The sequence below is a fragment of the Lacrimispora sp. genome (assembly GCF_046972725.1).
GTDB lineage: Bacteria > Bacillota > Clostridia > Lachnospirales > Lachnospiraceae > Lacrimispora.
Map to the genome: position 1 here is coordinate 801,616 of NZ_JBKVXF010000002.1, position 15,613 is coordinate 817,228.

A 15,613-nucleotide genomic window follows, 5' to 3' on the forward strand; every position below is an offset into this window, starting at 1 on the left:
ATCCTCAAATGTGCTATTCTTAAACCAGCAGTATCCTGACACCAAAAACCATGTTTGAGGCAGAAGGTTCGGCATTTGAAGAATGAGTTTATTTGCCGTACCTTTTTTGGTGCGGTTTTTCTTTTGCATACGATCACAGTTATAACAGAGGAAATGGAGGAACAGGCATGGAGACGAGAATTGCAGTCATCGGTATTGTGGTGGAGAAAGAGGAGTCGGTAGAGCTGCTCAATGACATTCTTCATGATTACCGTCACGCGATCATCGGACGAATGGGAATTCCATACCCAAAGAAAGGTGTGTGCATCATAAGCATTGCGGTAGATGCGCCCCAGACTACGATTTCTGCACTGACAGGAAAAATTGGGAAACTGAAAGGAATCAGTTCCAAGACAGCATACCAGGGAGTCAATGTATGAGGTGATGTATCAAACAGATGTTTCAAAAGGCGCAGGTCTTATGAAATAATATACCACTGACGGAGAAGCAGCTGCTGACCCAAAAGAAAGGAAGTAATACTATGTATGATCCAAAGTCGCTGAAGGCGGAAGAATTTATTTCACACGAGGAAATTCTTGAAACACTGGAATATGCGGAAAAGAACAAAAATGATGAAAAGCTCATTGACCAGCTCATTGAAAAGGCAAGAACTTTAAAGGGCCTGACCCACAGGGAGGCTTCCGTGCTCCTTGCCTGTGATAATCCCGAAAAGATTCAGCAGATTTATGATCTGGCAGAACAGATCAAGAAAGATTTTTACGGTAACAGAATCGTTATGTTTGCGCCCCTTTATCTGTCCAATTACTGTGTCAATGGCTGTACGTACTGTCCTTACCATATGAAGAACAAGCACATTGCAAGAAAGAAGCTTACCCAGGAGGAAGTCAAAAGAGAGGTCATTGCCCTCCAGGATATGGGACATAAGCGTCTGGCGATTGAAGCAGGAGAAGACCCTGTCAATAATCCCATTGAATACATTTTGGAATGCATCAATACCATATATTCCATTAAGCATAAAAACGGAGAGATCCGAAGAGTAAACGTAAATATTGCGGCAACTACAGTTGAAAACTACAGAAAACTGAAAGAAGCCGGAATCGGAACCTACATACTGTTTCAGGAGACGTATCATAAGGAAAGCTACGAGAAGCTTCATCCAACCGGACCCAAACATGATTACGCATACCATACCGAGGCCATGGACCGTGCCATGGAAGGCGGCGTTGATGATGTGGGTCTGGGCGTATTGTTCGGCCTGGAGCGTTATCGGTATGAATTTGCAGGCCTTTTGATGCATGCGGAGCATCTGGAAGCAGTTCATGGTGTAGGTCCTCATACCATCAGCGTTCCCCGCATTAAGGCTGCTGATGACATCGATCCTTCTGCATTTGCCAACGGAATCGATGATGAGATATTTGCAAAACTATGTGCCCTGATCCGGGTTTCGGTTCCCTATACCGGCATGATTGTGTCCACCCGGGAGAGCCAGAAGGTAAGAGAAAAGGTAATTCGTCTTGGAGTATCCCAGGTCAGCGGTGCATCAAGGACAAGCGTAGGCGGCTATCAGGAAGAAGAACGTCCTACAGATACCGAGCAGTTTGACGTATCCGATCAGCGCTCTCTTGATGAAGTGGTACGCTGGCTCATGGACCTTGGTTATATCCCGTCATTTTGTACGGCATGCTACAGGGAAGGAAGGACCGGAGACCGTTTCATGAGCCTTTTAAAGAGCGGTCAGATCCATAACTGCTGTCAGCCAAATGCGCTTATGACGCTGAAAGAATATTTGATGGATTATGCTTCTGAGGAGACGGCTAAAGTCGGAGAAGCCCTGATTGAAGCAGAACTGGACCGAATTCCGAAGGAAAAAGTGCGTCTGATCTGTGAAGATCATTTAAAGAAGATCGAAGAAGGAATCCGGGATTTCCGATTCTGACACTTATACTGATGAAATGAGGTAATATGCATGGGACTTAATGAAACACCATCCTCCGAACGGGTACACATCGGCTTTTTCGGCCGGCGAAATGCAGGAAAATCCAGTGTGGTCAATGCAGTGACAGGCCAGGAGCTTTCCGTTGTATCAGATGTAAAAGGAACTACCACTGATCCGGTCTACAAGTCCATGGAATTGCTTCCCATGGGTCCTGTCGTGATCATTGACACCCCCGGCTTTGACGATGAAGGCACTTTAGGGGAAATGAGAGTAAGAAAGACAAAGCAGATTTTAAACAGGGCGGACTGTGCGGTCCTGGTTGTTGACGGAACTGCCGGAAAAACAGAAGCAGATGAAGAACTGATCCGTCTCTTTAAAGAAAAGAAGATTCCTTATGTAGTCGCTTATAACAAATGTGATTTGACCGGCAGGCAGGATTATCCGGATGGACTTTCGGTCAGTGCGGAAGAAGGATTATTCATTCATGAACTAAAGGAACGGATCGGAAAACTTGTAAATACCGGTGACACAAAGCTGAGAATCGCAGGAGATTTATTAAAGCCCCTGGATCTGGTCGTGCTTGTCATTCCCATTGATAAGGCCGCTCCAAAGGGACGGCTCATACTGCCCCAGCAGCAGACCATTCGTGACATCCTTGAAGCCGGTGCGGTAGCGATCTCCGTCCGGGATACGGAATTAAAGGATACTCTGGCACGGCTTGGTACGAAACCTGCACTAGTCATTACGGACAGCCAGGCGTTTGAACAAGTGAACAAAGATACTCCCGAGGACATTCTTCTTACCTCCTTTTCCATACTTATGGCCAGATACAAAGGATTTTTAGAGGATGCTGTCAAAGGGGTAGCTGCCATCTCCAAACTGGAAGACGGAGATAAGATTTTGATTTCCGAAGGCTGTACCCATCACAGGCAATGTGACGATATTGGAACGGTGAAGCTTCCCAGATGGCTGAAGGAGTATACAAAGAAAGATCTTGTGGTGGAAACCACCTCCGGAAGGGAATTTCCGGATGAACTTTCCTCTTACCGTCTGATTATCCACTGCGGCGGCTGTATGCTCAATGAAAGAGAGATGGAATACCGCAGAAAATGTGCGGCAGATGCAGGAATCCCATTTACGAATTATGGGACTGCCATTGCCTTTATGAAGGGGATTTTAAAAAGAAGCCTTATGGTGCTTCCGGATTTAAGCAGTATGATACCATAACCTTACCATTTAAGCAGGAATGTCTTCCTGTTATGCAGAAAAACAAGGCCGGCATCCGTAATCAGGATGCGGGTCTTTGTTTTTGGAATGGAAATGACATTTTCTGACAAATGTGGTATGATATTTTAAAAGTACTTTCGTATGTCAGGGAAAGTTCCGGGAGGAGATAATGAAAGATTCAAACCATGATGGATCAACAGGAAAAAGAAATTTGCCGGGAAGCTTTGTAATTGCATTCTCCATGTATTCCCGCATCCCCATGCCGCAGGTGGAATGGACAAAGGAACGGATGAAGTATGCCCTTTGCTTTTTTCCCCTGATCGGAGCCGTGATTGGCTTATTGCAGATGGCTGTCCGTTTGCTCAGTGATGCTTTGGGGTTTCCGTTTTTTGGGCAGCTTTTTCCGGTGGTGCTTCCTGTTCTTATTACGGGAGGAATTCATATGGATGGACTTTTGGATGTGATCGATGCAAGAGCTTCCCATATGGACACAAAAAAGAAGCTGGAGATCCTGAAGGATCCGCATACAGGTGCCTTTGCCATGATCGGAGGCGGTGTTTACCTTCTCCTTTATGTAATGGCCTTTGGGGAAATGAAGCCGGGGATGATTCCTGCCTACGGTATGATATTTATGTTGACCCGGGCATTGAGCGGTCTGGCCGTAGTCACCTTTCCCCTGGCAAAGAACAGCGGACTTGCGGCCTCTTTTTCCAATGCAGCCCATAAGCGGACGGTTGGCACCGTTATGATGGTATATGTTCTTGCGGCAGAACTGCTGATCTGGTATCTGGGAGGATTTATTGCAGCAGCGGTCAGCTTTCTGGTATCAATTCTTGTATACATATATTATTACACCATGGCAAAACGGGAATTCGGAGGAATTACGGGGGATCTGGCCGGTTATTTTCTTCAACTGTGTGAGCTGGCACTGGTGGCTGGTCTGGCAGCAGTATCCCATTTTGTATAGAACAATAGAAAGGATTTTGTATGATACTGATTATCGGCGGAGCATGGCAGGGAAAACTGGACTTTGCAAAAGAACTTTCCGCAAAAGCCGGCAATGAAATGCCACAGGTGGCAGAGGGACGAACCGACAGTTTTGAAGCAGCCATGAAAAGACCCATTATTCATGATTTTCATGAGTACATCAAACGTCTCTTAAAAGAGGGGAACCATGTGGAGGAATTTATTGCTTCCATTGAAAAGGAGAATAAAGATGCAATCATCATCTCCAATGAACTGGGCTGCGGGATCGTTCCCGCAAAACCAGAGGACAGGGAGTGGAGAGAGGTATCCGGCAGGTCCGCAGTCTTACTGGCGAAAAAAGCAGAAGAAGTTTACCGCCTGGTTTGCGGCATTGCTTCCCGCATTAAATAGAATATAAGGAATGAATCGATGATACGACTACATTTATTAGCAGTTCTTACCGGCTGTTTTCTGGATTTTTGTCTGGGGGATCCCAGGAGGATTTGGCATCCCGTATGCAGTATAGGAAGCCTTATCAGCCGCATGGAAAAGATTTTGAGGAAACATTTTCCGCAAGGAGAGAAGGGGGAACTGGCAGCCGGCAGGTATCTGGTGTTTTTGGTGCTTCTCATTACAGGAGTTTTATCTGGAGCAGTCATGGTGGCCGGGTGGCTGATTTCTCCGTACGCAGTTTTTATCATGGAAAGTCTGATGTGCTTTCAGATGATGGCATGGCGGTCACTTCGCAGGGAAAGCATGAAGGTATTTCATGCCTTTGAAAAAAATGATGTGGAAGGGGCCAGACAGGCAGTTTCCATGATCGTAGGACGGGACACCCAGTCATTGTCTGAAACAGGAATTGCAAAAGCAGCCATTGAAACCGTTGCGGAAAATACATCGGATGGAGTCATTGCTCCTTTGCTTTCCATGATTTTTTTTGGAGGAATCGGAATTTATCTATATAAAGCGGTCAATACCATGGACTCCATGGTGGGATATAGAAATGACCGGTATCTGTGGTTTGGACGGGCCGCGGCAAGGCTTGATGATATCTGTAATTTCATCCCCGCAAGAATTTCTGCCGGACTGATGATCATGGCCGGTTATGTCTGTCAGTTTTTGCATGGATCTTTAAAAGGCGGTCAGAACCCATACAGCGGAGCCATGGGAGTAAAGATATTTAAAAGGGACCGTTTTAACCACAAAAGCCCCAATTCCGCCCAGACGGAGGCAGTCTGCGGCGGTGTTTTGCAGATCCAGCTTGCAGGGGATGCCTGTTACTTTGGAAAACGGTATGAAAAACCGACCATAGGAGACCCTGTAAGACCGGTAGAATACGAAGATATCCGGAGAGCCAATGTTTTAATGTCAGTTACCTACCTTCTGGCTTTGGGTTTGGTGGTTATCCTTTTCTTTTTTTCAGCTTAAAGCATTCAATCAGACAGGAGAGAGACATGGAATATCAACACGGCGGAGATATCTATACCAATTGTGTCACAATGGACTATTCAGCCAATATCAACCCTCTGGGCCTTCCGGAGGGAGTGCGTGAGGCAGTTTATCGGGCGGCAGACCAGTGCTTTTGTTACCCGGACAGCCAGTCGGCGGCTCTTAGAAGGAAGCTGTCTGAATTTCATAATGTTTCCGCAGAAACCATTATATGCGGAAATGGAGCGGCGGATTTGATCTTTCAGGTGGTTTCTGCGGTCAGACCCAAAGAGGCGCTTTTAATCGCTCCGTCGTTTCTGGAATATGAGCAGGCACTTCATTCGGTTTCCTGTAACATTACCTATTATGGATTAAAGGAAGAGTACGGATTTGCACTTAGGGAACAGGAGCTGATTGCATGGATCGAAGAAAGCAGCCGCTCTTTTCAGATGCTGTTTTTATGCAATCCCAATAACCCAACCGGCTATGCCTTAAAAAAAGAGCAGCTGAAAGTGCTTCTTGATTACTGCCGGAAAAAACATATTTATCTGGTGATAGATGAATGTTTCAATGAATTTTTAGAGGACCCGCAAAAATATTCGGTGCTTGAATTCCTCCGGGCAGATTCCTGTAAGCAGGTATTTTTATTAAAGGCCTTTACGAAGATATATGCCATGGCCGGAATCCGGCTTGGGTATGGCATCTGCAATGACAGCAGCACCTTAGAAAGAATTCATCACATACGGCAGCCCTGGAGCGTGTCTTCCATCGCCCAGGCAGCCGGAGAAGCGGCGCTTGAGGAACGGGCATATGTGGAAGCATCAAGAAGTCTTATTGCCCGGGAACGGGAGTACTTAAAAGAAAGCCTTACCGCTCTGGGCTTTCTTGTTTATGATTCTATGGCAAATTATATATTTTTTAAGGATATAAGAGCAGAAGCATTAGAGGAAGAGAAGCTACTGTATCACCAGCTCCTTGAAAAAAGGGTTTTGATACGGTCCTGTGCCAATTACCGGGGGCTTGACAGCACGTATTACCGGATATGCGTGAAACAGAGGAAAGAAAACGACGAATTTCTTTCTGTGCTGAAATTCATACTGACAGAAAGGAAATGAGAAAATGGCGAAACCGATCATGATACAGGGGACCATGTCAAATGCAGGAAAGAGTCTGATTGCGGCAGGATTATGCCGTATTTTCAAACAGGACGGCTTTCGTGTGGCCCCATTTAAATCTCAGAATATGGCCCTTAACTCTTTTATTACGGAGGAGGGGCTGGAGATGGGACGTGCCCAGGTGGTTCAGGCAGAGGCAGCAGGTATAAAACCGGACGCAGCCATGAATCCCATTTTATTAAAACCAACCAATGATACTGGATCTCAGGTGATTGTCAACGGTATTTCCATCGGCAATATGCCTGCAAGAGAGTATTTTGCATACAAGAAAAAGCTGGTGCCGGTGATTAAAAAAGCATTTGACAGGCTTTCGGATGAGTATGATATCATTGTGATAGAAGGAGCCGGAAGTCCTGCGGAGATTAATTTAAAACAGGATGATATTGTCAACATGGGAATGGCTGAAATGGCGGACTCGCCGGTTCTTCTGGTGGGAGATATTGACAGGGGCGGCGTGTTTGCCCAGCTGTACGGGACGGTCATGCTGCTGGAACAAATAGAACGACAGCGGATTGCCGGATTGATCGTTAATAAATTCCGGGGAGATAAAACCATTCTGGCCCCCGGACTTTCCATGATTGAAGAAAAACTGAACATTCCGGTCGCCGGGGTGATTCCCTATATGAATGTGGATCTGGAGGATGAGGACAGCCTTGGCAATCATCTGATGGGCACCGAAAAAAACCAATACACTGCAGTTGAAATTGTGGTGATCCGGTTCCCAAGAATATCTAATTTTACAGATTTTCAGGTCTTTTCTTCGATTCCCCAGGTACAGCTTCGGTTTGTTGACCGGGTACAGGACCTTGGAAGACCTGATATGATCATTCTGCCTGGAAGCAAAAATACCATTGAAGACCTGCTCTTTATCCGCCAGAACGGTCTGGAAGCAGCCATATGCAGGCTGAAGGCCCAGGGGGTGCCTCTTTTTGGGGTCTGCGGCGGTTTCCAGATGCTGGGAGAAAGTCTGTCAGATCCTTACGGAGTGGAAACAACAGCCTCCTCCATGCAGGTAAGGGGGATGGAACTTTTACCGGTTCGAACGGTGTTTGGTAAAGAAAAGACAAGAACCAGAGTCACAGGAACCCTTGCCAATGTGGAAGGCATTTTCCGGGAGCTTTCAGGCCTGGAGGTGGAAGGGTATGAAATCCACATGGGCGAGACTGCCCGGTCTGTGCCGCCTTTGACCTATGTGATGGAAAGCCAGTCCGGTTCCCATTTGTCTAAGATGGATGGCTGCCAGAAGGATAATGTTTACGGTACCTATATCCATGGATTTTTTGATAAGGAAAAAATTGCCGAAACCATTGTAAACGCATTGATGAGGGAGAAGGGCCTTTCGGATTCCTTAGAAGGAAGGATCTCCTATCAGGAATATAAAGAACAACAGTATGAGCGCCTGGCTGGATATCTTCGTGAAAGTCTTGACATGGAAAAGATATACCAGATCATGGGGATATAAGCTACGGATAAAAGATTGGAGGAACAAATGAAACATTACGAACTGGAACGGGTGCTCCCCGAGGAAATAGAAAAACGCAGTTTTGAACTGATTACCAGGGAACTTGGGGAAAAAACATTGGACCCGGAGAATGAACTGGTCATCAAGCGCGTCATACATACCACCGCAGATTTTGAATATGCAGATCATCTGGTATTTTCCCCTCATGCAGTGACAAAAGGACTGGAAGCATTAAAAGAAGGTGTACAGATCATTACAGATACCAACATGGGAAAGGCGGGAATCAATAAGGCTGCTTTAAAAAAGCTGAATAGTACGGTGGATTGTTTTATGGCAGATGAAGACGTAGCAGAATATGCCAAAGCCCATAAGACGACCCGTGCCTGTGCAAGCATGGACAAAGCGTCCAGGCTGTCCGGAGACTTGATTTTTGCCATAGGAAATGCTCCCACTGCCCTGGTCCGCTTATATGAACTGATACAGGAAGAAAAAATCCGCCCAAGACTGATTATCGGAGTGCCTGTTGGCTTTGTCAATGTAATTCAGTCAAAGGAAATGATCATGTCACTGTCCGGGATTCCCTATATTGTTGCAAAGGGAAGAAAGGGCGGAAGCAATGTGGCGGCGGCAATCGTGAATGCACTGCTTTATCAGGTGAAATAAAGGAATTTGTTCTTACGGGGGTGGAACGGTATGGATTTATACAGCATAATTTTGGTTGATGATGAAGAGGAAGTACGTAAAAGCATTATAAAGAAAATTGAATGGCAGGCTGCCGGTTTCCGTATGGTTGGAGATGCGGAGAACGGAGAAGATGCCATGGAAAAGATAGAGATGCTGGAACCGGATGTGGTTCTGACCGATATCCGGATGCCTTATATGGATGGCCTTGCCCTGGCGGAGAAGGTGAGGCAGAGGTATCCATCCATAAAGGTTGTCATATTTTCCGGTTATGATGATTTTGAATATGCCCAGAAGGCGATTAAGCTGAATGTGACCGAATACATATTAAAGCCGGTCAATGTAGAGGAACTGACATCGATTTTAAAACGGATCAAGAACAATCTGGACCGTGAAATCGAAGAGAAAAGAAATTTAAGCCGTTTAAGGGAAAAGTACCGGAACAGTCTGCCCATTATCCGGGAACAGTTTTTCAATGATCTGGTCCACAAAAACTTAAACAAAGAGCTGGTGGAGCAGAAGTTAAAGGAGTATGACATTCCTGTTCTGGGTGCTAGAAAATGGGTGATCGCGGCCATTGATGTGGAAAAGGAAGAAGTGGGGGAACCCCTTTCTCTTCATAGCGAAGAAGAACTCATTCCCATTTCTGTCATGCAGATTGTAAGAGAAAAGCTGGAGGGGTATTCCCGTTTCTCTCTTTTTCAGTCCGCATCTGAGGCAGATATGGTGGTAATCGCCGCCCTTGATGAGGATAACTCCATCACAGGGCTGATCGCTGTGCTTGGCGATATCTGCAAGGAAACGAAACGAATCTTAAAGGTGCCTGTCACCATTGGAATCGGGCACAGCTGTGAGGAGTTGTCAGGTATTAAAAGGGCCTACCGGTCTTCGGTGGATGCCCTTGGCTATAAGGCCATTGCCGGTACGGGAAGTACCATATACATCAATGACATGGAACCGGTAGGGGCAGGAAAGCTGGAATTTGACAGTGTTACGGAAGGAGAACTGATTTCCTCCATTAAGTTCGGCACGAAAGAAAAGATTGAGGCTTCGGTAAAAGGCATTGTGGATAAGATGAAGACCGCCAAAGTCCATCACCGCCAGCAGCAGGTCTATCGGCTCGGGGTTCTAAACAGCATCATTCAGATGATGCAGCAATATGATCTTGCCATAGAGGATATTATGGGCGGCGAACCGGAGTATACGGAGGTCTTTGATAAGCTGAAAAAAATCGAAGAATTTGGACAGTGGCTCTTAAAAATTGCCGGGAAGATGAATCAAAAGATCAACCAGGAGCGGGATATGACCACCCGCCAGGTGATTCAGGAAGCCAGACAGTATATCATGGATCACTACCAGAATCCAGACCTTTCGGTGGAGATGATATGCCGCCATCTTCATATGAGTCCGGCGTACTTTTCCACCATGTTCAAAAAAGAGACAGGACAGGCTTATATTGCATACCTGACCGATCTCCGGCTTAACAAGGCAGTGGAATTGCTTAATAAGACTGATGATAAGACCTATATCATAGCGGCCAAGGTAGGTTATCAGGAACAAAACTATTTCAGTTATGTCTTTAAGAAAAAATTCGGTGTTTCACCGACCAGATTTCGTGGAGCCAGGTAATGGAAAGAAAGAATAACAGCATTCGTTATACCATATTCGTATATTTTACCGTGACCGCACTTGCAGCCAGCCTGCTGATCACATTTTCGCTGTATCAGCGGCTGAGCAGCCAGGTTTCAGAAATGGTCATGGCAGAAAACCAGAGCCTGATCAATCAGGTGGCAAGGTCTGTGGAATCGTATCTGCGTACGGTCATGAAGCTGTCGGATTCCTTATATTACGGTGCCGTAAAAAATGCGGACCTTTCCTCCCAGTCGATTAATAACGAAATTACACTTCTGTATGACAACAACAAAGATAATGTGGATAACATTGCCCTCTTTACCCAGTCCGGCTCCCTGGTGGAAACCGTACCTGCCGCCAGATTAAAAAACGGTCTAAAGGTAACAGCGGAAAGCTGGTTTAAAAATGCCCTGGAAAAAACAGAGAACCAGCATTTTTCTTATCCCCATGTCCAGTATATTTTTGACAGCAATGAAAACCAGTACCGGTGGGTGGTATCCTTATCAAGAGCCATCGAACTGACCGAAGGGACTTCCACCACACAGGGCGTCCTCCTTGTGGATCTAAGCTATTCCAGCCTGGAACATCTCTTTGACGGCGTGACCACGAAAAAAGGCGGTTACGTTTATCTCATCAGCAATGATGGGGAAATCCTCTATCATCCGAAGCTCCAGTTGATTGATTCGGGACGCTTGCAGGAGAACAACCTGGCAGCCGCAGGCTATAAGGACGGAAACCACCGGGAGGAATTTGAAGGAAAGCAAAGGATCATTACGGTCAAATCCATCGGTTACACCGGCTGGAAGGTAGTAGGTGTAACACCGAAAAATGTTGTATCCTTAAATTCCATTAAAACCAGACTGTTCATTGTATTTCTTATCACCTTGATCCTGTCCGTTCTTGCCCTGATTAACTCATACATATCCTCCCGCATTACGAATCCGATCAAGGAGCTTGAAAAATCCGTGGGAATTCTGGAGGAAGGAAATTTAGAAACTCCTGTTTCCATCGGGGGATCCTATGAGATCCAGCATCTTGGAAATTCCATAAAAAATATGGCAAAGCAGATCCGCGTCCTCATGGATGACATCGTGGCAGAGCACGAGGCCAAACGGAAGCAGGAATTCGATACACTTCAGTCTCAGATCAATCCTCATTTCTTATATAATACCCTTGACATCATAGTCTGGATGATCGAAAACGAACAAAAGGCAGAAGCCGTAAAAGCGGTAACAGCCCTGGCCCGTTTCTTCCGGATCAGCTTAAGCAAAGGAAAAAACGTCATCACCGTCCGGGATGAGCTGGAGCATGTGAGAAATTATCTAATGATCCAGCATATGCGTTTTAAGAATAAGTTTTCCTATGAAATTCATGCCGAAGAAGGATGCATGGAGCTTACCAGTTTAAAGCTGGTGCTGCAGCCTCTTGTGGAGAATGCCATCTATCATGGAATGGAGTTCATGGATGGAGACGGAGAAATCCTCTTAAACGTTTTCCAAAAAGGAGATGACTTATATATTACAGTGTCAGATAACGGACTTGGCATGACATCAGAACAGGTGGCAGGCTTATTTTCCGATCAGGTGCACAGCACATCCAAAAAGGGTTCCGGGATTGGAGTAAAAAATGTCAATGAGCGGATCAAACTTTATTTTGGAGAAGCCTACGGACTTACCATAGATTCAGAGCCGGATGAAGGAACCACAATTACCATTCATCTGCCGGCAGTTCCTTATGGCCCCGGGGTAGAAAGAGAAAAAAGACCATGACAAAACAGGAAAAATTATTATGGAGCCTGATGGCGGCGGTTCTGGTTGTCCTGTATCTTTTATCTTCCACAGATTTTATTATTAAGGAAAAGAAAACAGACATTTATCCGGTTTCTGTCATCGTCAGTGATACAAACGATGAATTTTATACTAATTTTCGGAAGGGTGCCGATAAAGCAGCAGATGAATATAACGTGGATGTCAGCTTTATTACACTTTTTGAAAAAGGGGATGGGGCCCAGCAGATGGAACTTTTAAAAAGAGAGATCAAAGACGGTGCATCGGCAGTGGTTCTGTTTCCAGTAAATCCGGAAGAATGTGCAAGAAGGCTTGATGAGATGGTTCTGAACAGTCCGGTGATCATAATGGGCAATATGTTTCCCAATGAACAGGTTCGCAGCGGAATAGCCATGGACTACGAAAAAGAAGGAAAGCGGCTGGGACAGGCCATTGCAGAAGAAAACGATTCTTCCATTCCGGTCTGGATTTTTACGGAAGGGCTGGAATACGGTTATAACAGAGAAGTATATACCGGATTGACCGCAGAACTGGAAAGGTCCGGGTTTTCTAAAGCACTGCATGAGAAAGAAAACGAGGAAACTTTCCGGCAGACCATAGAAGGAACCGTATATCCAGGCAGAAAAAAAGCCATTATTGCAGCCATTGATGTGGAAAGTCTTGATGCGTCGGCAGAAATCATTGCAGGAAGTCCGGTATACGGCAGTTACATTACAGGGCTTTACGGAATAGGGAGCACGACTAAGCTTTTAACGGAACTGGATAAGGGAATCATCAAGGGGCTTATTGCAGTCAACCAGTTTGATGCAGGTTATACATGTATAGAAAAAGCAGTAGAAGCGGTCCAAAAAAGGCAGGACCGGGAGCAGATTGTTTTGGATACGTACTATATTAATAAAAACAATTTGCGGGAAAGCAGGTTTGAAAAGATCTTATATCCGATTGATTGAGTGGGGGATGAGAAGATGAGAAAGCGATATGGTGTGATGGCAGCAGTTGTTTTGCTGCTGATCTTTGGGGGATTGTTCTATCAGAGGCTTAAGGGAGAGGAAACAGAACATAAAAAATCGATTCGGATTGGAGTTACTCTTTACCGGGGAGATGATTCCTTTATAAATACCATTCGGTCAAATATGGAGGAGCAGGCAAAGGAATACGAGAAAAAAACGGGAATAAAGGTTGTTATGGAGGTTGTGGATGCAAAGGGCAATCAGAATGCCCAGAACAGCCAGGTGGACCGTTTTATATCTCTTGGATATGATGCGATCTGCGTAAATATGGTAGACCGTTCCATGGCATCAAATATAATAAGCAAAGCCATGGATGCAGATCTCCCGGTGGTCTTCTTTAACAGAGAACCGGTTGAGGAAGATATGCGCCGGTGGGAAAAGCTTTACTATGTCGGAGAGAATGCGAAAGAATCTGCGGTTCTTCAGGGCAATATTCTGGTGGAAGCCTATAGAAAGGACCCGGCTTCTCTGGATTTGAATGGAGACGGAAAAGTCAGTTATGTCCTTCTGGAAGGAGAGAACAGCCATCAGGATTCTTTGATCCGTACAGAATGGTCCATTCAGACCTTAAAAGACGGCGCAGTGCCATTGGAGAAAATTACCGGAGGAATTGCAAACTGGGACAGAAGCCAGGCATCGGCGTGGATGGAACAGTGGCTTAAGGAATATCCGGATCAGATTGAGGTTGTGATCTGCAATAACGATGATATGGCTTTGGGCGCCGCAGACGCTCTGGAGCGCAGCGGCATAAAAAGACCGGTTAAGATCGTTGGAATCGACGGGACGCCTCAGGGACTTGAGGGCCTGCGTTCCGGAAAGATTTTTGGAACGGTCCAGTGTGACAACAGGGAATATGCCAGTGTTATATTTAAAATTGCAGCTGCCGGATCTCTTGGCCAGGATGTAAAAAAAGAAGTAACCCTGTATCAAGATAAATACTACGAATGCAGCCAGAAAGCGGTTCGTGCTGAATAGAAAAACACTTGCACATTATAGGCAAATATATAATAAATTCTAAGAAAAAACAGGAGCATCTAAAAAAATCGATATATCACCTAATAATATTATATGGAATAATGCACAAAAAATATATATAATGTGCATGTAGATGAAGCAAAGTGCTGACGATCGTCGACTATATAATCAAAAGGGAGGATTTTTTATGAGATTACTCAAAAAAATTTTAGCAGTAGGTCTTGCATCCGCAATGGTGTTTTCCATGGCAGGCTGCAGTTCAGGCAGTAAGGCAACAACCGGAGCATCAGAGGCTGTTACGGATACCGAGTCAAAGAAGGAAGATACAAGTGGGGCAGAAACCACTGCAGATGCGGTAAAGGACGCAGTAGGCGGGGATGTAACTGATAAAAAGGTTGGTATCTCTATCTACAAATTCGACGACAATTTTATGACACTTTACAGAACAGAACTTCAGCGTTATTTGACCGAAGAACTGGGCTTTAAGAAAGAAAATGTAGTAATCCAGGATGGAAAAGGAGATCAGGCAGAACAGACCAATCAGATTCAGAACTTCATTACGCAGAAGTATGATGTGCTGATCTTAAACCTTGTTCAGGCTTCCTCTGCTCCGGAAATTACCGATATGTGTAAGGAAGCAGGAATTCCGGTGGTTTATATCAACCGTGAGCCGGATCCTGAGGAAGAGCAGAGATGGAAAGATGAGAACATCAATGCTACTTATGTTGGCTGTGATGCCAGACAGTCCGGTACTTTCCAGGGAGAGGAAATTCTGGAGACTCCGAACAAAGGTGATATCAACGGTGACGGCGTAATCAGCTATATCATGATCCAGGGCGACCCGGAAAATGTTGATGCACAGTACAGAACGGAATATTCCATAAAGGCACTTACCGATTCCGGTGCAAAAGTAAAAGAGCTTTTGGAACAGCGCGGAGACTGGGACCAGGCAAAAGCACAGCAGATCACCCAGGATGCTTTGACACAGTACGGAGATCAGATTGAAGTAATCTTCTGCAACAACGATGCCATGGCCCTTGGTGCCTTGCAGGCGATTGAAGCCGCAGGCCGTACCGTAAATAAAGATATCTATTTGGTTGGTGTAGATGCATTAACAGAGGCAGTCCAGAACATTATTGACGGCAAACAGACAGGTACCGTATTTAACGATTATCTATCTCAGGCAAAGATGGCAAGTGATCTGGCTGTCAAATTCTTAAATGGAGAAGCCGTTGATAATATTAATATGGTTGACTATGTAAAAATCACCAAAGAAAATGCACAGGATACACTTGATAAGTTAAAATAATTTCCAGCAGCCGTATAACGGGTGT

At 45.3% G+C, this 15,613-nt stretch carries 14 protein-coding genes; all 14 read left to right on the forward strand.

What is annotated here, in order from left to right; translation table 11 throughout:
* Nucleotides 1–167: 167 nt before the first annotated feature.
* Complete coding sequence (locus ACLTWA_RS12045; RefSeq protein ID WP_412327997.1) at nucleotides 168–419, forward strand: TM1266 family iron-only hydrogenase system putative regulator; 252 nt, start codon at nucleotides 168–170, stop codon at nucleotides 417–419.
* A gap of 101 nt (nucleotides 420–520) precedes the next feature.
* On the forward strand, nucleotides 521–1,936 hold the full coding sequence (gene hydG / locus ACLTWA_RS12050) for a [FeFe] hydrogenase H-cluster radical SAM maturase HydG (RefSeq protein WP_412327998.1): 1,416 nt from the start codon (nucleotides 521–523) through the stop codon (nucleotides 1,934–1,936).
* A 30-nt stretch (nucleotides 1,937–1,966) separates the two neighbouring features.
* Nucleotides 1,967–3,163, forward strand: coding sequence for a [FeFe] hydrogenase H-cluster maturation GTPase HydF (gene hydF, locus ACLTWA_RS12055; protein WP_412328000.1), 1,197 nt, complete (start codon nucleotides 1,967–1,969; stop codon nucleotides 3,161–3,163).
* A gap of 169 nt (nucleotides 3,164–3,332) precedes the next feature.
* Nucleotides 3,333–4,130 (forward strand): adenosylcobinamide-GDP ribazoletransferase, encoded by a 798-nt coding sequence (locus ACLTWA_RS12060; protein ID WP_412328001.1) that lies wholly within the window; start codon nucleotides 3,333–3,335, stop codon nucleotides 4,128–4,130.
* 20 nt (nucleotides 4,131–4,150) lie between these two features.
* On the forward strand, nucleotides 4,151–4,540 hold the full coding sequence (locus tag ACLTWA_RS12065) for a bifunctional adenosylcobinamide kinase/adenosylcobinamide-phosphate guanylyltransferase (protein WP_412328003.1): 390 nt from the start codon (nucleotides 4,151–4,153) through the stop codon (nucleotides 4,538–4,540).
* Between the two features lie 18 nt (nucleotides 4,541–4,558).
* Entirely contained in the window at nucleotides 4,559–5,557 is a 999-nt protein-coding gene (gene cbiB, locus ACLTWA_RS12070) for an adenosylcobinamide-phosphate synthase CbiB (RefSeq protein WP_412328005.1), read from the forward strand.
* Between the two features lie 26 nt (nucleotides 5,558–5,583).
* A complete protein-coding gene (locus ACLTWA_RS12075; protein WP_412328007.1) occupies nucleotides 5,584–6,672 on the forward strand; it encodes a pyridoxal phosphate-dependent aminotransferase in 1,089 nt (362 codons plus the stop codon).
* A 4-nt stretch (nucleotides 6,673–6,676) separates the two neighbouring features.
* A complete protein-coding gene (locus ACLTWA_RS12080; protein WP_412328009.1) occupies nucleotides 6,677–8,194 on the forward strand; it encodes a cobyric acid synthase in 1,518 nt (505 codons plus the stop codon).
* Between the two features lie 27 nt (nucleotides 8,195–8,221).
* On the forward strand, nucleotides 8,222–8,857 hold the full coding sequence (locus ACLTWA_RS12085) for a precorrin-8X methylmutase (protein WP_412328010.1): 636 nt from the start codon (nucleotides 8,222–8,224) through the stop codon (nucleotides 8,855–8,857).
* A 30-nt stretch (nucleotides 8,858–8,887) separates the two neighbouring features.
* A complete protein-coding gene (locus ACLTWA_RS12090) occupies nucleotides 8,888–10,504 on the forward strand; it encodes a response regulator (protein WP_412328011.1) in 1,617 nt (538 codons plus the stop codon).
* Nucleotides 10,504–12,276 (forward strand): sensor histidine kinase, encoded by a 1,773-nt coding sequence (locus tag ACLTWA_RS12095; protein ID WP_412328012.1) that lies wholly within the window; start codon nucleotides 10,504–10,506, stop codon nucleotides 12,274–12,276. The genes ACLTWA_RS12090 and ACLTWA_RS12095 overlap by 1 nt, the downstream gene beginning before the upstream one ends.
* A complete protein-coding gene (locus tag ACLTWA_RS12100; RefSeq protein WP_412328013.1) occupies nucleotides 12,273–13,244 on the forward strand; it encodes a substrate-binding domain-containing protein in 972 nt (323 codons plus the stop codon). The genes ACLTWA_RS12095 and ACLTWA_RS12100 overlap by 4 nt, the downstream gene beginning before the upstream one ends.
* A gap of 15 nt (nucleotides 13,245–13,259) precedes the next feature.
* Entirely contained in the window at nucleotides 13,260–14,279 is a 1,020-nt protein-coding gene (locus tag ACLTWA_RS12105) for a galactose ABC transporter substrate-binding protein (RefSeq protein WP_412328014.1), read from the forward strand.
* A 187-nt stretch (nucleotides 14,280–14,466) separates the two neighbouring features.
* The gene (locus ACLTWA_RS12110; protein ID WP_412328016.1) at nucleotides 14,467–15,588 is read left to right on the forward strand and encodes a galactose ABC transporter substrate-binding protein; all 1,122 of its coding nucleotides are present in this window, start codon (nucleotides 14,467–14,469) and stop codon (nucleotides 15,586–15,588) included.
* The last annotated feature ends 25 nt before the right edge of the window (nucleotides 15,589–15,613 follow it).